Annotated in this window: 10 protein-coding genes; 4 read left to right on the top strand and 6 right to left on the bottom strand. The window is 37.6% G+C overall.

Translation table 11 applies throughout. The features are described 5' to 3' along the window. Nucleotides 1-215: 215 nt before the first annotated feature. The 5 genes from GQ45_RS16825 to GQ45_RS16805 form a co-directional block, all read right to left on the bottom strand. A complete protein-coding gene (locus GQ45_RS16825) occupies nt 216-1,889 on the bottom strand; it encodes a hypothetical protein (protein WP_047419762.1) in 1,674 nt (557 codons plus the stop codon). 403 nt (nt 1,890-2,292) lie between these two features. Next, entirely contained in the window at nt 2,293-5,328 is a 3,036-nt protein-coding gene (locus tag GQ45_RS17695; RefSeq protein ID WP_052188320.1) for a PA14 domain-containing protein, read from the bottom strand. A gap of 292 nt (nt 5,329-5,620) precedes the next feature. Beyond that, on the bottom strand, nt 5,621-7,558 hold the full coding sequence (locus GQ45_RS16815; protein WP_047419761.1) for an OmpA family protein: 1,938 nt from the start codon (nt 7,556-7,558) through the stop codon (nt 5,621-5,623). Nucleotides 7,559-7,567: 9 nt separating this feature from the next. Continuing rightward, nucleotides 7,568-8,518: a type IX secretion system membrane protein PorP/SprF gene (locus GQ45_RS16810; RefSeq protein ID WP_047419760.1), complete on the bottom strand. Its 951-nt coding sequence runs from the start codon at nt 8,516-8,518 to the stop codon at nt 7,568-7,570. A 31-nt stretch (nt 8,519-8,549) separates the two neighbouring features. After that, nucleotides 8,550-12,992 carry a gliding motility-associated C-terminal domain-containing protein gene (locus GQ45_RS16805; RefSeq protein WP_052188317.1) on the bottom strand — a complete coding sequence of 1,481 codons (4,443 nt, stop codon included), beginning with the start codon at nt 12,990-12,992 and terminating at the stop codon, nt 8,550-8,552. Nucleotides 12,993-13,462: 470 nt separating this feature from the next. Here GQ45_RS16805 and GQ45_RS16795 point away from each other — a divergent pair, with 470 nt between their 5' ends. Then, complete coding sequence (locus GQ45_RS16795) at nt 13,463-15,052, top strand: peptide chain release factor 3 (protein WP_047419759.1); 1,590 nt, start codon at nt 13,463-13,465, stop codon at nt 15,050-15,052. Between the two features lie 211 nt (nt 15,053-15,263). On the opposite strand, the gene GQ45_RS16790 is transcribed toward GQ45_RS16795, so the two are convergent. Continuing rightward, the gene (locus GQ45_RS16790) at nt 15,264-16,721 is read right to left on the bottom strand and encodes an aminoacyl-histidine dipeptidase (RefSeq protein WP_047419758.1); all 1,458 of its coding nucleotides are present in this window, start codon (nt 16,719-16,721) and stop codon (nt 15,264-15,266) included. Between the two features lie 72 nt (nt 16,722-16,793). Here GQ45_RS16790 and GQ45_RS16785 point away from each other — a divergent pair, with 72 nt between their 5' ends. The 3 genes from GQ45_RS16785 (at nt 16,794) to GQ45_RS16775 (ending at nt 22,460) form a co-directional block, all read left to right on the top strand. After that, complete coding sequence (locus GQ45_RS16785) at nt 16,794-17,861, top strand: DUF3810 domain-containing protein (RefSeq protein WP_047419757.1); 1,068 nt, start codon at nt 16,794-16,796, stop codon at nt 17,859-17,861. Nucleotides 17,862-18,070: 209 nt separating this feature from the next. Further along, on the top strand, nt 18,071-21,037 hold the full coding sequence (locus tag GQ45_RS16780) for an amidohydrolase family protein (RefSeq protein ID WP_047419756.1): 2,967 nt from the start codon (nt 18,071-18,073) through the stop codon (nt 21,035-21,037). Nucleotides 21,038-21,167: 130 nt separating this feature from the next. Then, complete coding sequence (locus GQ45_RS16775) at nt 21,168-22,460, top strand: amidohydrolase family protein (RefSeq protein ID WP_047419755.1); 1,293 nt, start codon at nt 21,168-21,170, stop codon at nt 22,458-22,460. The last annotated feature ends 44 nt before the right edge of the window (nt 22,461-22,504 follow it).

Raw genomic sequence — 22,504 nt, 5'->3', positions numbered from 1 at the left:
GCACCGAAAGAAAATAATTGTTGTGTACGTATATTTTTTATGGGTCTAGTGGGTATTTCATGAGGTTTCCTACATCTCATTTTCCAATTTTGGCGTATACGTTTTGCCGATAACGCCAATAAAAACAAGATATTCCGGAAATATATTTTTAATGCTTTTAACTACAAGTATTTTGTAAAAACACCCAATTAAGATAGTTTTACGCCTACCGAAATCTAGTTTTTATCAACCCGATATGTTATTCTTCGATTAGTTATTACATTCGTTAGCTTAACTGTCAATAATGCCGAAGCTGAAATTGTAGGCAGACAAGCCGATCCTGATTTCGAAGCTGAAACACGGTACCTGTACCCATTTTTATTTACCCCTGCTGCTATTACAGTCAGCGCGGTTGATTGTGTGCCTGCATATTCCGCACCATTGACTATTGTACTAAAAGTGACACCTGCATTGGTACTGACCTCCCATTGATAGGTATCGGCGTTGGTTGCAGTGACCGTAAAAATTGCATTACCTCCTGTGAAAATAGATTGATCTGGTCCAATAGTTGCTGTAGAGGGTGTATCACGCGTTACCGTTATTGCGGTCCTTGAACCACTACGACAATTAGTAGTTGAATTCCTAGCCTCCGCATAAAAAGTACCTGGAGCGGAAGGGGTATATGTTGCATTACCTATTAATAATGAGGTTCCTCCACTAGGCGCACTGTACCAATCTACCGTTTCACCCAAACCTACGGACGCTGTAATACTTGGCACTGGATCCCCAACACAATACGACCTATTACCTCCGCTGGTAGGTGCATTGACCACAGGGCAAGAGCAATTAGGTGCCGTCACTGGGAGTTGATTGGTACAACCATTGGCCGCAGTTACCGTTACTACAATATTATTGCCATTTGGCACATTGGTGATTGACCATCTATTACCAGAAACATTTGTGACGTTACCCGCCGTGCTCGTAACATTGCCTGTACTGACCGTTACTTCCAATCTATAGGTTGTAGGCGAAAATAGAGCAAAAACACAATTAGGGGCAGTGGTGACCGATATGGTAGGGCTTGAACGAATGGTTAATGTAACAGCAGTTCTAAAAAGGCTTCTACGGCTAGAATTTGAATTATCTACACTTTCACCGTAATAGGTGACATTACCAACCGTATTTAATGTTGGAGAAACTGGAGAACCACCACTAGAAGCGGTATACCAAACCACAGAAGCACCTGACGGTGGTGTGGCAGAAGCTGTTAAGGTCTGTATAGGGTTCTGGGCACACTCAGTAATATTCCCATTGCTAGTCGGAGGAGGAAGTGCAGATTCTACGTCATCAAAAGAAAAATCGGCCCCTCCATTTCCGTTACAATTTGAAAACTTTTCGTTACCAATAAATATGCTTTGTGAGGAATTACAATTCTTATCGGTAGTAATTTGTCCTCCATTATTGTAAATCTGGGCACCTGCAGGTAAATACAAATCGGCATTCTTGACCCAAGATAAAATACCATCACTTTCCACTGATAATTGCATAATATTAACTTGAAAGCTCCCATTATCTGGTAATGACAGGGTATCGTTGCCACCAGAGCGATCTCCTATAACAAGTTTGTTTATAGTGTAAATGGTAATATCTACATTTAAGGTAACTGTATTACCACTACCAATAGTTACCGTGCCCACATTACTATTTTGGCCTGGGTAATTGGTAGCATTTACCCAAGCAGAACCATTATATATTTGCCAGGTAGTAGCACTACTCCAGTTGCCAGAGGCTTTTGATCTATAGTCACCAGTAACCTGCGCCAAAATAGGGTAGCCAAGAAGTAAAAAGAAAATAATCAATAATAATTTTCTAATCATAATACTGAAATAGCTCGCATAACTTTTTAACATGTGAGTGTTTAATATGTAGGTTTTTAAAATTTAAGAATAAAAACCTAACAAAATATTTGGCACAAAACTATGGCTTAAATTTCCCTATTAAAATTAATGTTGTGAAGGCTTATATAAGCAGTGTGTACCTAATAGTTCATGAAGTGATTTAAAAATGAAATATTTTTAAAAGTGTTAAAAAGAAAAGAAAACCTTAAAAACTAGCGCGCTGTAATTTTTAAAAAAACTCCTATTTATCGAAAATTATAGGTATTCAACAAATGAAAGAATACGGTTTATTGCCTAATTGACAATCCAAAAAGAACTGTGTTCAGAAATTACATAATTTTTAATTAGGACAACTTTTACTAGCGTTCCTAAAGTCGCTTTAGGAATATTTGAATCATCGGTTTCAATTGTATTATTAATTATTTTTAACGCGGTAGGTTATTCTCCTATTGGTGATTACGGTGCCAACTTTCGTTGTTAAAACAGCCCCGATACTAGTAACTCCATTTGGGCATGTTGAGGCAGAATTCGTCGCTATTACTCTATAAACAAAACCATTTTTTTCAATAGCTGTATCGTTCACTACAACTATAGCCGTTTGTGTTCCTGAATATTCAGAACCATCTGAAATTGGACTAAATGTACTACCACCGTCAGTACTTACCTCCCATTGATAAGTATCGGCATTTGTCCAACTTGAAGTAAAGGTAGCTGAACTCCCCACAATTACGGTTTGATTTATGGGTTGCGTATTAACAACAATAGCTTGTATCGTAATGGTTTGAATCACATCAATTGCGTTGCCACTTGCATCTGTAACGCGATAGGTTCTTGTGATGATTTCGGGGTCTGATCCTCCATCAGAAACATCATTTATAAAGCTTACTGTTGGATTAACAGTACAATTGTCCGCTTCATCGGTGACGACAGTAATATCGGCCGCTGGAACATCTGAACTACAAAAAACTGTAAGTGCTGCTGGATTACTAGCGGTAGGGTTTACACTATCTACCCAAATTCTAGTCACTGCAGAAATCTGAGGTGCTACCGGATCTCCAATTGAACCACCATATTCTACCAGGTAGCCTTTTGGTTGATAATTTCCACTTCCAGCTCCAGTATTAGATAAATCATTCCAAGAACCATCAAAACCAGTCCCCGGAGCATTAATATGTGCATAATCTTCATCTCCAGAATTGTTGGGTTCTCCATTGTTCCAATTTGCGTAATTAAAAGGAGCGGTTACGCTACCTGTTGCAGTACCCGTCCAAAATAGTGTGCCGGCTTCTGGACCTGTTACCCAACGCCATTGGCCTTCGACAGCCGCATCACTTGCTCCTATCCAGCCTGCACCACTAGACTGTTTTCCTAATAATTCAGATTCTTCAGCAACTGTTAATGTGGCTAAATATCCTTGAAGTCCGTAAAACGTTCTAAGTGCTGCCGCATCTCTTGCAGCCGTCCAAGTAATTCCCAAAGCCGGAATAAATTCGTAATAATGCTGTGTAGCTAGTAAATAATTGGCCTCATTCAAAACAATAGAAATTTCTTTCATGGTTCCACCTATAGACGTTACTGATGATTGAAATACAACCCCCAAAATTGCAGCTTCAAACGATGCTAAACTCGCAGGACCTACAAGACTTAATTTTCCTTCAGAAACATCCCAAGATGCTGTTATCCCCGGATGAGAACCAGTTAATACCAATTCATCACCTGTATTGTCATAACCCGCTGATATTTGAATATAAACTGCCGCTATAGTGCTGTCGTCGGGGTCTGTTATCGTTACTGTTTCAACAACTGGCAGGGTAGTTCCCGGACAAAACACCTGATCACCTGTTGCGGTGATGGTAGGCGGTTCATTCACAGCATTATCTATAGCATCTCTAAAATCAACATCACCTCCTGTGCCAGCATCATTATCCGAATCGGGCAATACTATAGAACCTCCATTGGTATTTAAAGGATTGTCTATAGTTCCTCCTGGGTCTGCATAGCCATTAATGGTATCGATGGTATTGTCTAGTCCATCCCCGTCCGAATCAGATCCTGATAAGGTAATTCCGGCTTCCACCGTATCATTGGCCCCTTCATTATCACTATTGGTATCTAAAAAATCGGGGATACCATCGCCGTCAGTATCTACAGAAGTCAAACCATTTGTACCATAGGCATTATCCAAACCATCATTATTTGTGTCTGAACCAGTAGGTGCTGTGTACCCTGTGGTGGTTTGCGCTTCTACGTTATCAGGAATACCATCACCGTCACTGTCTAGGTCTAAAGAGTTAATCAATCCATCACCATCAATATCGCAACCCGTATTGGTTGATAAAATAGAAAATGGTAAAGTTTGCTTGCTAATAGAAGGTCCCTGATATTGCACCTGAAGCGATTGCCCACCAGAATTTTCAAAGAACAGCACTAGAATAGTATGAATACCCGAAGTAAGATTTACTGTACCAGAGCGTTCTTGAATGCCATGATTACCGTCATTATCTACAATTTGCACTCCGTCTATAAACAATTTTGAACCATCGTCTGAACTCGTATAAAATGTATAATTCCCAGCATTGCTTATGTTTATAGTACCCGTATACCGTATAGCAAAAGAATTTGTATCACCTGGATCTACTGAGTTTTGCAAGGTATTTACATCAAAAGTACTTATCGTTCCGGTTGCTAAGGCACCCGTTGTTGGGATATTGTCAACTGTTGACCCTGAAGGTACCAAATCATAAAATTCGTAGAATAAAGCATTTGTTGTTGCAGAACAGGAAGCTATTTCAACAGTATCAAGAATACCATCATTATCATCGTCATTGTCACAAACATCGCCTATTCCATCGCCATCAGTATCCAGTTGACTTGGGTTTGACGTAGAAATACAATTATCAACCGAATCATTAATCCCATCACCGTCTGTATCGGTAATGATCGTAAATTGAACATTATCAATGAAGGCAACATCAGAATTCGTCCAATCATTGTCAAAACTATTGAATGCCAATCCGCTATTGGAAGATACAAAACCAGCAGGAAGGGGGTAGGTAACTGTGCCAGTGCCACTGTTTATTGTTCCTATAAACTGAAATGATCCACCAGAATCTATTAACCAGAGGTTAAGACCCTTACCATTTATATTTGTGGCATCATATTGAAAAGTTAAAGTAACTTGAGAGAACCCTGAAAGATCAATCAATCGATAGATGAATGTATTATCATCTAAATTCGAAAATCGCAATTGGTTGGAATTAACCCTAATTCGACCACCATTTGGATTGGTATTTTCACCCACTTCAATCCAAGATGTTGACCACGTTTCACTTCCGTTACTATTCGAGTAAGAACTTGTATTGAAATTATCTAAATAGGTTTGCTGAGCCAAACTTTGATGAGAAATGCAGAAAATTACAAATAGGATTAGATAAAAAAAATAGTTTTTCATGATATAAGTGGATACTAACATGGCTTAAATACGGAGCTTACCTATTTTATTTTTAAGCACACACCTAACAAATTTAAGGGTATAACCATAGAGCGAAAATAAATGTTGTGAAGTCACTTATTTGACTAGTGAAGCGCAACTATATTGCTGTTTGCCCAGCTAAATTTACTGTGTAAATTATGAATAAGAAAATTGCGGCTTAGCAAAAACTTACTAGTTGGTACTGTATAAAATCTAAAAAAGCAGTTGCTATGGGCAACTGCTTTTTTAGGTTGTAAAATTTATTTTTAAGTTACTCTAAAATTATAAATTCAGATCTTCTGTTCAATTCATGCTCATTGGCTGAACACCTTGAATTGTTACCACATTGATTCACCAATTGGGTTTCGCCAAAACCTTCACTTTGAAGACGCTCTTTAGCTATGCCCTTAGAAACCATATAAGCCACTGTAGATTCGGCTCTTTTTTGAGATAACCACAAGTTATAAGCATCTTTTCCTCTGCTATCAGTATGTGAATTTACCTTTAATTTTAAACTTGGATATTTATCCATGGCCGCAATTACTTTTTGTATTTCAACTTCTGCGTCTACCCTAATATTGTATTTATTTAAATCGAAATATATAGTACTTAATTGCAATAGCTTAGCCAAATCATCTCCAAAACCAGCAGTAACAACGTCTCGTTCTAAATAAAAATCTATGATTTGAGGCTGTCCATCAGATGCACCCATATAGACCTCTGCAGGAACATACCCATCGGTTAAGGCACGAACAAAATTACCCACATTACAATCCATCATCAAATTGTAATCTCCATTAGCATCAGTTAGTGTTTTTAAAAGTTCTACATTATTTTCGTCAATGATTTTAACAGTAGCCCCTACCAGCACCTGATTTGATATCTTATCTCTTACGGTGCCCGTTACTATTTGCTGACATGCTAATTTAAGAGGTATATTTTCTACAAAGCTGTATATGTCATCATACCCTAAACCATTTTCTCTATTGGAGGCAAAATAACCTGTTCGTGTTTCCTCATTAAAAATAAAAGTAAAATCGTCTAGATTACTATTTATGGGTTCCCCAACATTTTTAACAATTCCCGTATAAGATTTGTTTTTTATTCTTGTGGCAAAAACATCTAAGCCTCCTAAACCAGGATGACCATCAGATGAAAAATAAAGAATTTCTTCACTCGTTACAAATGGAAAAGTTTCTCTTGCCTCTGTATTAATGGTATTTCCAAGATTTTCTGGGGGTCCAAAAGTACCATCTATATTGATAGCTACTTTAAAAATGTCAGATTCTCCATAGCTTCCTGGCATATCCGAGACAAAGAAAAGTGTTTTTTCGTCTGGGCTTAAGGTGGGATGCGCTACGGAATAGGTATCGCTATTAAAGGGTAATTCTTCAATTTCTGTAAAAATACCCTCCTCTAATTTTGCCCTAAAAATTTTGAGCCTAGTGATCCCTTCTTGATCTTTTACGGTTTTGCCATCTACCACATTATTTCGTGTAAAATATAAGGTGGCACCATCTTTAGTTGTCGCTGTTGTTGACTCGTGCAATTTGGTATTAATGTTTTTATCTAATTTTACTACGGTATTTTTAGAAGCATTTTCTACCTTGACTTCATATACATCTAAAAAGTCTTTTGAATTCCAAGTATGTCTGTATTTTGCTAAGTTTCCTGTATCCCGATCCGATGCAAATAAAAGTCCGTTATTAGTATAAGAAGGTGCAAATTCTGAATACACTGAATTATAGTCAAAATTACCTAGGGTATAGCGCCCAGAGTTTTCTTTTATTTCAGTCCTATAATCTCGCTTGGTTTGAAAGCTATTCGCTCTAACATCTCCCGAAGTCATTTCCGAAAATTTTCGCATTAATTTATCTGCCTCCACATACTGATTTAAACTTCGTAAGGTTTGAGCATATCTAAAAAAATAATCAGGGCTTATTTCTCCTTCATATTCTTTCAATAATCGTTCGTAAATTAAAGAAGCTTCTTTATAGTCTGCATTAAAATAATAAGAATTACCCAACTTCTTTAACAAATCAGCTGAAACAAATCCTTTATCTAATACTTTCTTATAGATATCTATAGCCGGACTAAAAGAATATTCATTGTATTTTTGATTAGCCCTTTCAAGAATTTTTTCTTGAGCTAAGGTGTTTTCTGCAGTAACAAAAATTAAGAGTACCGTAAAAACTATATTTTTTAACATAATTATTATTTAAAAGAAACGAGGTGATACTAATTTTCGGAACGATCTAACCAGTTCATATCGTAAAAAAACCTCGAAGGAACCATCGTTAAATCTAGTTGAACCCAATGCTGTAGTTTCTTTGTCATACGCCAAGCCAATCATAATTTGATCACTTACTTGAAAACCGGCTAAAGCACTAACCGCAGCATCCCATCGATACGCTCCACCAAAAGTAAATTTTTCATTATACATAAAATTGGCAGAAACATCAACCTGTAATGGAGCGCCTCCCACAACCTTTGTCAATAATGCTGGCTTGAATTTAAATTCGTTAGATAAATCAAAAACATAACCAGTGATGGCATAGAAATTAACCCGTTCTTTTGACAAAAAACTAACTGAATTTGCATCTCTATTTGAATTATCAAAATAATCAGTTTCTAATAAATTTGGAGCCGATAATCCCAAATAAAATTTATCGGTATGATAATAAACACCTACTCCAAAATTTGGAGAAAATCTATTTTCTATATTCTCACCTGAAACTGATTCGTTATCAAAATTTCTTAATTTATTAAAATCTAAATTTAAAAAATTTCCACCAGCCTTTAAACCAAAAGATAATTTTCCTGTTCGCGAAACATCAATGGTATACGAAATAACCCCGTCTAAATAGGTTTCCTGAACTGTGCCATCCCCTATTTCGTCATTTACAATTGAAATACCGTACCCTAATCTACTATTGCGAATAGGAGAATGAATGTTTAGTGTCTGGGAGGTTGGCGCCCCATCTAAGCCGACCCATTGGGATCTGTACAAGGCAGCTATACTCAACTGACCTCTTGATCCTGCATATGCTGGGTTTACACTCATGGTATTAAACATATATTGGGTATACTGCGCATCTTGTTGTGCGTAGGAATTACCCATAAAAAACAATGTACATACTAGTGCTAATAATAATATTGGTTTATTCATAATATATAGTGTTCTCAGTACTACTATTTGTTTATTTACTGATATATAGATAACCGTTATCCGTTATATTTTTATTGTTTCTATCTTGATATTCAAAGATATAATAATAAACTCCTGCCGGTAAATACTCTTCTTGTGAAACGGTAGACCTAGCTTTTGAACGACCATCAAAAACATTGTTTTGATTGTTATAACCCGTTCCTTCATAAACTGCTACTCCCCATCGATTAAAAATTCTCAGAGAATTATTTAAAGCCTCATCCACATTTCTGATAAATAAGAAGTCGTTTTTACCATCTGCATTGGGCGTCAACATTTGGTTGACTTCTATTTTCATTACCCTATCATCGGTCGGATCTAAATAATCGGGTGTACCGTCATTATCCGTATCGTCATTCGTTGGGTCATCATCGTTATTCGCATCTTCATCTGGTGTATCAATCCCATCGCCGTCATCATCCAAATCTCTGTAGTTCACATCTTCAGTACCATCCGTATCTGGCAAGTCGTTCGCTGGATCATTGATCTCATCGTTAACATCAAAGCCATCATTTACATTAGCACCTTCGTACCCATCATCTAAACCATCTCCATCCGTATCGGTACCCGTAAAAGTCTGGTCTGGAATACCATCGAAGTTAAAATCGTTCCCTTCATTGTTATCCGGTACTAAATCATTATCACTATCTAAATCAATATAGTCTGGGGTATCTGTACCATCTGTGTTTACTGGCGTAAGGCCACCTAAGTAAGCGCTATTCACACCATTGTTAGCGGCATAGGTTGCTGCATCGTCATTGTTTGGTGCTACATAACCAGCCGTGGTTTGGGCCTCTACGTTATCTGGAATACCATCATTATCAGCATCAATGTCTAAATGGTTGGGCTTACCATCACCATCCGTATCCGTAGGATTCGTTAAGGGATCGTTATCACCATCCGTATTAGCATCTTCTACACTGTCTAATATTCCGTCATTATCATCATCTAAATCTACAGCATCTGGAACACCATCACCATCGGTGTCTGGGCCTCTATCATCGGTCGGATCTAAATAATCGGGTGTACCGTCATTATCCGTATCGTCATTCGTTGGGTCATCATCGTTATTCGCATCTTCATCTGGCGTATCAATCCCATCGCCGTCATCATCCAAATCTCTGTAGTTCACATCTTCAGTACCATCCGTATCTGGCAAGTCGTTCGCTGGATCATTGATCTCATCGTTAACATCAAAGCCATCATTTACATTAGCACCTTCGTACCCATCATCTAAACCATCTCCATCCGTATCGGTACCCGTAAAAGTCTGGTCTGGAATACCATCGAAGTTAAAATCGTTCCCTTCATTGTTATCCGGTACTAAATCATTATCACTATCTAAATCAATATAATCTGGGGTATCTGTACCATCCGTGTTTACTGGCGTAAGGCCACCTAAGTAAGCGCTATTCACACCATTGTTAGCGGCATAGGTTGCTGCATCGTCATTGTTTGGTGCTACATAACCAGCCGTGGTTTGGGCCTCTACGTTATCTGGAATACCATCATTATCAGCATCAATGTCTAAATGGTTGGGCTTACCATCACCATCCGTATCCGTAGGATTCGTTAAGGGATCGTTATCACCATCCGTATTAGCATCTTCTACACTGTCTAATATTCCGTCATTATCATCATCTAAATCTACAGCATCTGGAACACCATCACCATCGGTGTCTGGGCCTCTATCATCGGTCGGATCTAAATAATCGGGTGTACCGTCATTATCCGTATCGTCATTCGTTGGGTCATCATCGTTATTCGCATCTTCATCTGGCGTATCAATCCCATCGCCGTCATCATCCAAATCTCTGTAGTTCACATCTTCAGTACCATCCGTATCTGGCAAGTCATTCGCTGGATCATTGATCTCATCGTTAACATCAAAGCCATCATTTACATTAGCACCTTCATACCCATCATCTAAACCATCTCCATCCGTATCGGTACCCGTAAAAGTCTGGTCTGGAATACCATCGAAGTTAAAATCGTTCCCTTCATTGTTATCCGGTACTAAATCATTATCACTATCTAAATCAATATAGTCTGGGGTATCTGTACCATCTGTGTTTACTGGCGTAAGGCCACCTAAGTAAGCGCTATTCACACCATTGTTAGCGGCATAGGTTGCTGCATCGTCATTGTTTGGTGCTACATAACCAGCAGTGGTTTGGGCCTCTACGTTATCTGGAATACCATCATTATCAGCATCAATGTCTAAATGGTTGGGCTTACCATCACCATCCGTATCCGTAGGATTCGTTAAGGGATCGTTATCACCATCCGTATTAGCATCTTCTACACTGTCTAATATTCCGTCATTATCATCATCTAAATCTACAGCATCTGGAACACCATCACCATCGGTGTCTGGGCCTCTATCATCGGTCGGATCTAAATAATCGGGTGTACCGTCATTATCCGTATCGTCATTCGTTGGGTCATCATCGTTATTCGCATCTTCATCTGGCGTATCAATCCCATCGCCGTCATCATCCAAATCTCTGTAGTTCACATCTTCAGTACCATCCGTATCTGGCAAGTCGTTCGCTGGATCATTGATCTCATCGTTAACATCAAAGCCATCATTTACATTAGCACCTTCGTACCCATCATCTAAACCATCTCCATCCGTATCAGTACCCGTAAAAGTCTGGTCTGGAATACCATCGAAGTTAAAATCGTTCCCTTCATTGTTATCCGGTACTAAATCATTATCACTATCTAAATCAATATAATCTGGGGTATCTGTACCATCCGTGTTTACTGGCGTAAGGCCACCTAAGTAAGCGCTATTCACACCATTGTTAGCGGCATAGGTTGCTGCATCGTCATTGTTTGGTGCTACATAACCAGCAGTGGTTTGGGCCTCTACGTTATCTGGAATACCATCATTATCAGCATCAATGTCTAAATGGTTGGGCTTACCATCACCATCCGTATCCGTAGGATTCGTTAAGGGATCGTTATCACCATCCGTATTAGCATCTTCTACACTGTCTAATATTCCGTCATTATCATCATCTAAATCTACAGCATCTGGAACACCATCACCATCGGTGTCTGGGCCTCTATCATCGGTCGGATCTAAATAATCGGGTGTACCGTCATTATCCGTATCGTCATTCGTTGGGTCATCATCGTTATTCGCATCTTCATCTGGCGTATCAATCCCATCGCCGTCATCATCCAAATCTCTGTAGTTCACATCTTCAGTACCATCCGTATCTGGCAAGTCGTTCGCTGGATCATTGATCTCATCGTTAACATCAAAGCCATCATTTACATTAGCACCTTCGTACCCATCATCTAAACCATCTCCATCCGTATCGGTACCCGTAAAAGTCTGGTCTGGAATACCATCGAAGTTAAAATCGTTCCCTTCATTGTTATCCGGTACTAAATCATTATCACTATCTAAATCAATATAATCTGGGGTATCTGTACCATCCGTGTTTACTGGCGTAAGGCCTTTACTCCCCGAACCATCGTAGGCATTATCCAAGCCATCACCATCCGTATCATTACCTGAAGGCGGTATATACCCAATTGTGGTTTGTGCTTCCACGTTATCTGGAATACCATCATTATCGGAGTCAATATCTCTAAAGTTTGGATTTGTATCGTTATCAGAATTTAGAGGTGTTAACCCTTCTCCAGACCCCGGAGTGGTTTCATAATGATCATCTAAACCATTCCCATCTTTATCTACTAGACAAGGTGCAGTGTATCCAGACGAATTTTGTGCTTCTCGGTTATCTATAATACCGTCATTGTCAGAATCGATATCTCTAAAATCAGGCTTTGTATCTCCATCGGTATCTACGGGTGTAATTCCTTTCGTAGTTCCATTTTCATAGTGATCATCTAAGCCGTTATTATTATTATCAACTCCGCAAGGCGCAATAAACCCAACCGTAGGTTGAGCTTCAACATTATCTAAAATACCGTCATTATCCGAATCAATATCTCTAAAATCGGGCTTTCCATCTTTATCTGTATCTATAGGAATTAAACCGCCACAAGCCCCTGGGGTTTCTTCATAGGCATCGTCTAATCCATTACAATCTACGTCTTTACCACTTGGTGGTATGTACCCAGCCGTAGTTTGCGCTTCAACATTATCTAAAATTCCATCATTATCCGAATCAATATCTAAATAATCTGGAATACCATCTTTATCTGTATCTCTTGGCGGTTTAGCATTAGATCCTTCGTTCGTATCAATAATGCCATCACCGTCATCGTCGATATCAACGTTGTTAGGAATACCATCACCATCAGTATCTAAAAACACCACAGAAATAACCTCACTAGAAGTGTCTGCTTCATTAAAAGAAAAAGAGGTGATGCCAAAAAATACCAACAGTAAACTCATGATAAGCCTAAGTTTGTTGTTGGCACTAATTTTAATCCAAGTAAAAATCTCCATACGCGTTAGCTTTTTATTCAACTAATCACCATGGCTGTAGGTTTAACTATTAGGTAAATGTAAGAAGTTGGGACTTCAATTTAATTTTATGGTGCAAGATATAGTTAAATTCTTAATCGATTCTACTCTCGAGCTTTGTATATATTAAAAATCTATAAAAAACATATTTTACCGTCCAATGACCTATGCCTTAGCTTGGTAATAGCAGGTTATCGATAAAATCAATTTTTCATTTTTATAGTTTATCTTAAAAAAAAGCATTTAAACGATGTAAAGTGGAGAATACAAACCTTAAATAGCCCCAGGTTATTGCTGTAAACAAGGAATCCTAATGCCAGTTTAGGCCTACAAACCTATTTGGCCAATAATCCTAAAAAGTGATACGATGTGAAGCGACAAAAAATTAATTTTAGTTTTTTTAAAAATTGATGCTCAATCTATTTTAACGTATTTTTGCCGAAATTTTGAGTATGAGTTTTGAGAGTGAAATTAAAAGAAGAAGAACTTTTGGCATTATATCTCACCCCGATGCCGGAAAGACGACTCTTACCGAAAAGTTACTATTGTTTGGTGGTGCCATTCAAGAAGCTGGAGCGGTAAAAAATAATAAAATAAAAAAAGGCGCCACAAGTGACTTTATGGAAATTGAACGCCAGAGGGGTATTTCTGTTGCCACTTCTGTTCTTGCTTTTATTTATAAGGATAAAAAAATTAATATTTTAGATACCCCTGGTCACAAAGATTTCGCTGAAGATACCTTCAGAACACTGACTGCTGTAGATAGTGTTATTGTGGTAATTGATGTAGCAAAAGGAGTTGAGGAGCAAACGGAAAAATTAGTAGAAGTTTGCCGCATGCGTAACATTCCAATTATTGTTTTTATTAATAAGATGGACAGGGAGGGTAAAGATGCCTTTGACTTGTTAGACGAGGTAGAACAAAAATTAGGCTTAACCGTTACACCCTTAAGTTTTCCTATTGGCATGGGATACGACTTTAAGGGCATTTACAATATTTACGAGAAAAACATCAACCTTTTTAGTGGTGATAGTAAAAAAAATATTGAAGATGTTATTGCTTTTAGCGATATTAAAAGTCCGGAGTTAGAAAAAACTATTGGCACGAAAGCAGCAAAAGAACTCAGGGAAAATCTAGATCTTGTTCATGGCGTTTATCCAGAATTTAATAGAGAAGATTATTTACAAAGTAAATTGCAACCGGTATTTTTTGGCTCTGCCTTAAATAATTTTGGAGTTCGTGAGTTGTTAGATTGTTTCGTTGATATTGCGCCGACACCAAGACCTAAAATGTCTGAAGAGCGACTTGTCACTGCCAACGAAAAAGATTTTACTGGTTTTGTTTTCAAAATTCATGCAAACATGGATCCCAAACACAGAGATCGCTTAGCGTTTATTAAAGTAGTTTCTGGAACCTTTGAAAGAAATACACCCTATTTACACGTAAGAAGTAATAAAAAATTAAAATTTTCGAGTCCCAATGCCTTTTTTGCTGAGAAAAAAGAGATTGTAGATATTTCTTATCCAGGCGATATCGTAGGATTGCATGATACCGGTAGTTTTAAAATTGGCGATACCTTGACCGAAGGAGAGATCCTTCACTACAAGGGCATACCTAGTTTTTCACCGGAACATTTTAGGTATATTAACAATGCCGATCCTATGAAATCTAAGCAATTAGAAAAAGGTATTGATCAATTAATGGATGAAGGGGTAGCACAATTATTTATTCTAGAAATGAATGGTAGAAAGGTCATAGGTACCGTTGGAGCCCTACAATACGAAGTAATACAATACCGCTTAGAACATGAATATGGTGCGAAATGTACCTATGAAAATTTCCCTGTTTTTAAAGCCTGCTGGGTAGTCCCAAAAGACCCTAAAAACGACGAATTCAAGGAATTTAAACGTGTGAAGCAAAAGTTTTTAGCTAAAGACAAACGTGGAAAATTGGTATTTTTAGCGGACTCCCAATTTTCGCTACAAATGACCCAACAAAAATACCCTACGGTAGAACTTAAATTTACATCTGAATTTGAGTGATTTTAAAGCCAATGATAGATCATCTAAAAACTCTTAAAACTGCCTACAAACGTACCAATAGCTGAGCAAAATAAGCATAAAAAATCCTGTTCTTTACCAGAACAGGATTTTTTGTTAAGAGATAAAACCTTTAAGGCTTATTCCTTTATGATAACCCACTTTTACGATTCGTTCTTTGTTTTTTCAAAATGTTTGGCTTTCTTCTAAGCCATTATTCAGGTATATTTTTTAAAATGGCCAAAGTAAATGTCCAGAACTTTTGAACCGATGAAATTTGAACACGCTCATCAGGTGAATGCGCACCTCTAATGGTGGGTCCAAAACTAATCATATCCATTTTTGGATAATTTTGACCTAAGATTCCGCATTCCAATCCCGCATGGCAAGCGGCCACATTCGGCGCTGCCTTGAATATTTTTATATACTGGTTTTTTAGCACTTCTAAAATTGCCGAATTGGGATTCGGATTCCATCCTGGATAATCGCCACTAAAACTAACCTTACAATCCGCAAGTTCAAAAGCTGCACGCAGCGATTGTGCTAAATCTAATTTTCCAGAGTCTACAGAAGATCGTGTTAAACATGAAATACGAATTTTTCCTTGTTCAACCTCAACCCTTGCTATATTATTAGAGGTTTCTACTAAATTATCAAAAGCAGCACTCATGGCATAAACGCCATTATGAGCAGCATATAGGGCATTTAAAAGCTTAGTTTGTACTTTTTGAGGCAGCACTCCTTTAGGTCGCTTCACCTCCCGAAGCATAATTTCTAAAGCGGGTTCTGTAATTAATTTTTCTTTCTTAATGGTTGTTGACCAATTTTCAAAATCGTTTTGAAAAGCTTTCTGCTTTTTCTTATCGATGACTACGGTTGCCGCACTTTCTCTTGGTATAGCGTTTCTAAGACTACCTCCTTGAATAGTAGCTATTCTAAGTTTATGATGCTCCGCACCCAAATGCAATACTCTATTCATAATTTTATTCGCATTCCCAAGTCCTTTGTGAATGTCCATACCACTATGCCCGCCTTTCAAACCTTTAACAATGATCTCAAATGCCATGGAGTTTTTTGATGTTGATTTGCTTCTATACTTTCGTTCTGCGGTAACATCAATACCTCCCGCACAACCTATGCCAATTTCATCATCTTCTTCGGTATCTAAGTTTAATAATATATCACCTTTTAGAACACCTGCTTTTAACCCCTTGGCACCTGTCATTCCAGTTTCTTCATCAATCGTAAACAAAGCCTCCAGTGCTGGGTGTGGAATATCTACACTTTCTAAAAGTGCCATGATAGTGGCTACTCCCAACCCATTATCCGCACCTAAGGTTGTACCCTTAGCGCGTACCCAATCCTCATCGACAAACATCTCGATTCCTTGAGTATCAAAATCAAAATTCGTGTCGTTATTTTTTTGATGCACCATATCTAAATGCGATTGCAGGGTCACCATTTTTCGCTTTTCATAGCCTTTCGTTGCAGGCTTCCTGACGATTACATTACCCACCTCATCTTTAAAGGTTTCTAATTTTAGCCGTGCGCCAAAATCAAGCATAAACTGAATTACACGGGCTTCTTTTTTTGAAGGTCTTGGAACTGCGTTTAAGGCTGTAAAATTTTTCCAAATTGCTTTGGGCTCTAATTCTTGTATCGTTTTGCTCATAATCCTAATATTCTTGCTCAAAAATACGGATAGTTATAGAAATGCCTATTTTTGAATTAGAAATTTTCTTGAATGCAAACAAAAACTAAAAACAGAATAGCACTATCCTTACTACCACAAATACTATTGGTAAAATGGTTGAGTTTTTATCCTGAATTTATTGAGAACTATTACAGCTTAGGATTTTATCAGTACTGTGCTAAGCTTTTTAGGTTTTTAAATGGTTGGATCCCCTTTTCACTAGGCGATTTGCTTTATGCCGTACTTGGAATTTACAGTATTCGATATCTTATTATAAAAAGAAAATGTATGGTGAGAAAACCGTTTTACTTTTTAAAAAACGGAATTGTTGTTGTAGCCATAGCCTATTTTACTTTTAATATGTGCTGGGGACTTAACTATCACAGACTCCCAGTTTCCATTGCAATAGGTATTAAAGAAAATAGTAATCGTGACGACTTGCGCTCTTTTGTACAGGAGTTAATTGACAAAACCAATGAAACTCAGCTACTGCTTGCAAACGATAGTACGGCTATGATTGAAACACCCTATACTAACCAAGAAATTTTTGATAAAACCATAGAAGGCTATAAACGTTTGGAAAAAGTTCATCCTTTCTTAAAGTACGAAAATCCGAGTATCAAAAATTCATTGTTTAGTATTCCTTTAAGCTATATGGGGTATGGTGGGTACCTTAACCCATTTACAAATGAAGCACAGGTCAACAGCTTAATTCCACCTTTTAGATTTCCAGTGATTAGTGGTCATGAGGTAGGCCACCAATTAGGCTACTCTGCTGAAAATGAAACAAATTTAATTGGATATTTAGTGACCGTACATAATGAGGATATGTATTTCAAATACGCAGCCTATGCCTACGCGCTAAGTTATTGTTTAAGCGATATCAAACAAAATGATGAAGCACTATTTCAAAGTTTATTGCCAAAAATTAATGCAGGGGTATTAAAAAATTACGAGGCTTTAAATGCCTTTTGGCAAGCCTACGAAAATAGTACAGAACCTATTTTTAAAGCTATTTTCAACTCTTTTTTAATAATTAACAATCAGTCTGATGGTATTAAAAGCTATAGCAAAGTGGTATTACTAATGGTGAGTTATCATCAAAAATATCCACTGTAGGTGATTTTTTTAGAGGATAGTATTTTTAGTCATAAAATTACATCAGGCTTACCAATTTAAATAGAAAACATCATTCAGTGCAGCGCCTATTGTTATAAGCACCAGGAGGTACATCTATTTTTCTCAATTGTTAAAAAAAGCTTAATTCGAGTCTTGTGTCATTCATTTCACTTATTTTTAAGACCGACTAATTAACTAAATCAAAATTTATGAAAATGAGACTTCTCGTGCTCACCTTGTTATGGTGCACCGGCTCTATGTTTGGACAAGATTATTTCCCCAAAAATGATGGAGTAAAATCAAAAAACAATAATTACACCGCCCTTACAAATGCTAAAATATTTGTAACCCCTACTCAGGTCATTGAAAATGGAACCCTACTCATTCAAAATGGGAAAATTGTACAAGTAGGTAACTCAGTTACCATCCCAAAGAATACGGTAACGATTGATCTCAGCGGAAAATCTATCTACCCTTCTTTTATTGATTTGTATTCTGATTTTGGCGTTGAAAAGCCTAAAAGATCTACTGGTGGAGGTAGAAATGCACAATATGAACCTTCTCGTGAGGGTTTTTATTGGAATGACCACATCATGCCAGAAAATAATGCTTTAACAGCGTTCAAATACGATGATAAAAAAGCAAAAGATTTACGTGAAGCTGGTTTTGGTGTTGTAAACACGCACATTCAAGATGGTATAGCACGTGGAACAGGTGTTTTAATTACCTTAAATAGCGAAGAAACTGATGCAACTCGTGTTATTGACGGCAAATCTGCACAATATTTTTCACTAGATCGAAGTGTTTTATCGAGTCAAGCCTACCCAAGCTCTCTTATGGGAACTACGGCTTTGCTGCGTCAAATGTACAGCGACATGAGCTGGTATGCTCAAGGAAACTCCAGCACTAAAGACCGTTCTCTAGAAGCTTTAATAGCCAATAAAAATCTAGTTCAAATTTTTGAAGCGAAAGACAAAAAAAATGATGTATTAGCCGATAAAATTGGTGATGCCAATGGAGTTCAATATGTGATCGTTGCCGGTGGTGACGAATATGAAAACATTCAAGATATTAAAGCTACCAACGCTAAATATATAGTGACTTTAGATTTTCCAAATGCCTACGATGTTTCTAATCCCTATCAAGCGGGTTATGTTTCTTTAGCCGATATGCGCTATTGGAATCAAGCACCAAGTAATCCTAAGGCCATGGCGGATAATGGTATTGCATTTTCGTTTACCATGCACGATTCTAAATCAGCGGCAAAATTTAAAGAAAATTTATTAAAAGCAATCACTTACGGCCTTTCAGAAACAAAGGCTTTAGAAGCTTTGACTACCATCCCCGCTCAAATTTTAGGGAAAAGTGCTCAAATAGGCTCATTACAAGCTGGTAGTTATGCTAATTTTTTAATTACCTCTGGTCCTATTTTTGATAAAAACACAACGCTCTACGAAAATTGGGTTCAAGGAAATAAAAGCATCGTTAACGATATTAATTTAAAAGATATTCGTGGCGATTATGACTTAACTGCTGGTGGTAACACATATCAATTAGCAATTTCAGGAGAAATAAGCAAACCTAAAGTAGAAGTAAAACAAGACACTATAAAATTAAAATCAAAACTAAGCTATGCTGACAATTGGATAGACCTATCTTTTTCCACAGACGAAGGAGAGAAAATGTATCGAATGACCGGTGTAGCCGCTAAAAACTCAGAGGACATTTCTGGAAGACTAATTCTTCCAACAGGACGAGAGTCTGCCTTTAAGGCGGTAAAAACCAAAAGTTTTACCGAGAAAGAAAAGGAAGAAAAAGCTACAGAAGCGCCAAAAGTTATGCCAGTTTCCTATCCCAATATTGGTTATGGAAATACTACAAAACCCTCACAAGAAACCATTTTATTTAAAAATGCTACGGTATGGACAGGTGAAAATGATGGCGTTCTAAAAAATACTGATGTACTGGTTAAAAACGGAAAAATCAGTAAAATAGGAACAAATTTAAGTAGTAGTGGCGCAAAAATTGTTGATGCCACAGGGAAACACGTAACTGCGGGCATCATAGATGAACATACCCATATTGCACTATCCTCCGTAAACGAAGGCGGACAAAACTCTTCAGCGGAAGTGACAATGGAAGATGTTGTTGATAATGAGGACATGAACATTTATCACAACTTAGCTGGTGGTGTAACCTCTGCGCAATTACTGCACGGTTCAGCAAATCCTATTGGTGGTCGTTCGGCGATTATTAAATTAAAATGGGGTGAATCGGCTGACAAAATGATTTATAATAACAGTCCTAAGTTTATAAAATTTGCACTTGGAGAAAACGTAAAACAATCGAACTGGGGAAGCTTTAGTCGTTTTCCTCAAACGAGAATGGGTGTTGAACAGGTGTTTATAAACTACTTTCAAAGAGCAAAAGAATATGATGCCTTGAAAAAAAGCGGAAAACCATTCCGTTACGACCAAGAAATGGAAGTTTTGGCCGAAATTTTAAACGGAGAACGTTTTATCAGCTGCCACTCTTACGTACAAAGCGAAATTAATATGTTGATGAAAGTAGCTGACAAATTCAATTTTAAAATCAATACGTTTACGCATATTTTAGAAGGCTATAAAGTTGCCGATAAAATGGCGGAACACGGTGTTGGTGGCTCTACGTTTAGCGATTGGTGGGCATACAAATACGAAGTAAATGATGCTATTCCGTATAACGCAGCGATCATGCACAGTCAAGGGATTACGGTGGCTATTAATAGTGATGATCGTGAAATGTCAAGACGCTTAAATCAAGAAGCTGGAAAAATTGTAAAGTACGGTGGTGTTTCTGAAGAAGAAGCATGGAAAATGGTGACCATAAACCCTGCAAAATTATTGCATATTGATGACAGAACAGGAAGTATTAAAGAAGGCAAAGATGCCGATTTAGTACTTTGGTCAGACCATCCTTTATCGATCTATGCAAAAGCAGAAAAAACAGTTATTGATGGTACCGTATATTTTGATATAGATAGAGACAAACAACAAAGAGAGGCTATTCTCAATGAACGCAACACCTTAATTAACATGATGTTGACCGAAAAAGAAGGTGGAAAACCTACTCAAAAACCAATGAAAAAAGACAAGGAAGAGTTTAATTGCGATAGTATGACCTATAGTAGTAATTAGTTGTTCGTTGTTAGAAAAATAATAAAATAAATAGTTTAAGGCATAGCGCCTAAAGCGTAAAGCTAATAAAATTAAAAAGCTTAGGGCCTAAAGCATACCACTTAAGGCCAAAAGCATAAAGCCATAAAAAATGAAAAAACACATATGTACTCTCATGCTGTTTTGCTGTGCAAGCATTGCTTTTGCACAACAAACACCAGCACCAAAACAAACTCAAGCCATAAGTATTGAAGGTGCTACAGCGCATTTAGGAAATGGGCAGGTTATAGACAACGCCCTTTTGATGTTTGAAAACGGCAAAATTACCTTTATAGGTAGTGCCAATGCAAAAATTGCACGAAATGGTACGGTCATCAATGCAACTGGAAAACATATTTATCCCGGTTTTATTGCTCCTACCAAATCTTTAGGATTGGTCGAAGTAGATGCCGTTCGTGCCAGTGTAGATGAAGATGAAATTGGGGACATGATTCCGCACGTTCGCAGTTTAATCGCTTATAATGCAGAATCTAAGGTCGTTGAAAGTATGCGCCCAAATGGTGTCTTAATTGGTCAAATTACGCCACAAGGTGGGCGTATTTCGGGCACCTCTTCGATCGTACAGTTTGATGCTTGGAACTGGGAAGACGCAGCACTAAAAGTAGACGATGGCATTCATATGAATTGGCCAAATGCTTTTCGACAAGGGCGTTGGTGGGCTGGCGAAGAGCGCGGCTTTAAACCTAATGACAACTATAAGAAAGAACTAGATGACATTAGCGTGTTTTTAAAAAATGCTACCGCTTACAGCCAATCAACTGCAAAAGAAGAAAACTTAGCCTTCAAGGCCATGCAAGGTTTGTTTAGTGGTACCCAAAAGCTATTTATTTATGCTGATGGTGAACGCGAAATTATTGACGCCATTACCTTAGCAAAAGCGCATGGTATAAAAGAAATAGTACTTGTTGGTGGCTATGAAGCCTACAAAATAACCGATTTTTTAAAAGCACATAATATTCCGGTATTGGCCAATTTCACGCATAACATACCAGAACATGAAGATGAAGATTATGATTTGCCATATAAAAATCCAAAATTATTGATAGATGCCGGACTTTTAGTAGGCATGCAAAACGCAGATAAAGCTAATTTTCAGACTAGAAACCTACCCTTTTATGCCGGACAAGTCGTTGGTCAAGGACTAGATAAAGAAGTGGCACTACAGATGATCACAGGTAACAATGCTAAAATTTTAGGAATTGACGCCGATTATGGCACCTTAGAAGTTGGTAAAAGCGCTACCCTTTTTGTATCAGAAGGTGATGCTTTAGACATGCGAACCAACCTCTTAAGCCATGCTTATATTGACGGAAGGGCTATATCATTAGAAACCCACCAAACTGAACTTTGGAAACGTTATATGGGAAAATACCAAGGGGAATAAACTATAAAAAACATTTAACTTAATCAAAAAAGCATCAATTTTTT

Origin of the sequence: Cellulophaga sp. Hel_I_12, assembly GCF_000799565.1 — a bacterium.
Classification (GTDB): Bacteria; Bacteroidota; Bacteroidia; order Flavobacteriales; family Flavobacteriaceae; genus Cellulophaga.
The sequence above is the reverse complement of the archived record's forward strand: the minus strand, read 5'-3'. Positions and strand labels throughout refer to the sequence as shown.

Bases quoted from the DNA above. Each gene is read 5' to 3' on its own strand.
- GQ45_RS16810 (WP_047419760.1), bottom strand. From the start codon at position 8,518: ATGAATAAACCAATATTATTATTAGCACTAGTATGTACATTGTTTTTT.
- GQ45_RS17695 (WP_052188320.1), bottom strand. From the start codon at position 5,328: ATGAAAAACTATTTTTTTTATCTAATCCTATTTGTAATTTTCTGCATT.
- GQ45_RS16775 (WP_047419755.1), top strand. From the start codon at position 21,168: ATGAAAAAACACATATGTACTCTCATGCTGTTTTGCTGTGCAAGCATT.
- GQ45_RS16815 (WP_047419761.1), bottom strand. From the start codon at position 7,558: ATGTTAAAAAATATAGTTTTTACGGTACTCTTAATTTTTGTTACTGCA.
- GQ45_RS16780 (WP_047419756.1), top strand. From the start codon at position 18,071: ATGAAAATGAGACTTCTCGTGCTCACCTTGTTATGGTGCACCGGCTCT.
- GQ45_RS16795 (WP_047419759.1), top strand. From the start codon at position 13,463: ATGAGTTTTGAGAGTGAAATTAAAAGAAGAAGAACTTTTGGCATTATA.
- GQ45_RS16790 (WP_047419758.1), bottom strand. From the start codon at position 16,721: ATGAGCAAAACGATACAAGAATTAGAGCCCAAAGCAATTTGGAAAAAT.
- GQ45_RS16805 (WP_052188317.1), bottom strand. From the start codon at position 12,992: ATGGAGATTTTTACTTGGATTAAAATTAGTGCCAACAACAAACTTAGG.
- GQ45_RS16785 (WP_047419757.1), top strand. From the start codon at position 16,794: ATGCAAACAAAAACTAAAAACAGAATAGCACTATCCTTACTACCACAA.
- GQ45_RS16825 (WP_047419762.1), bottom strand. From the start codon at position 1,889: ATGTTAAAAAGTTATGCGAGCTATTTCAGTATTATGATTAGAAAATTA.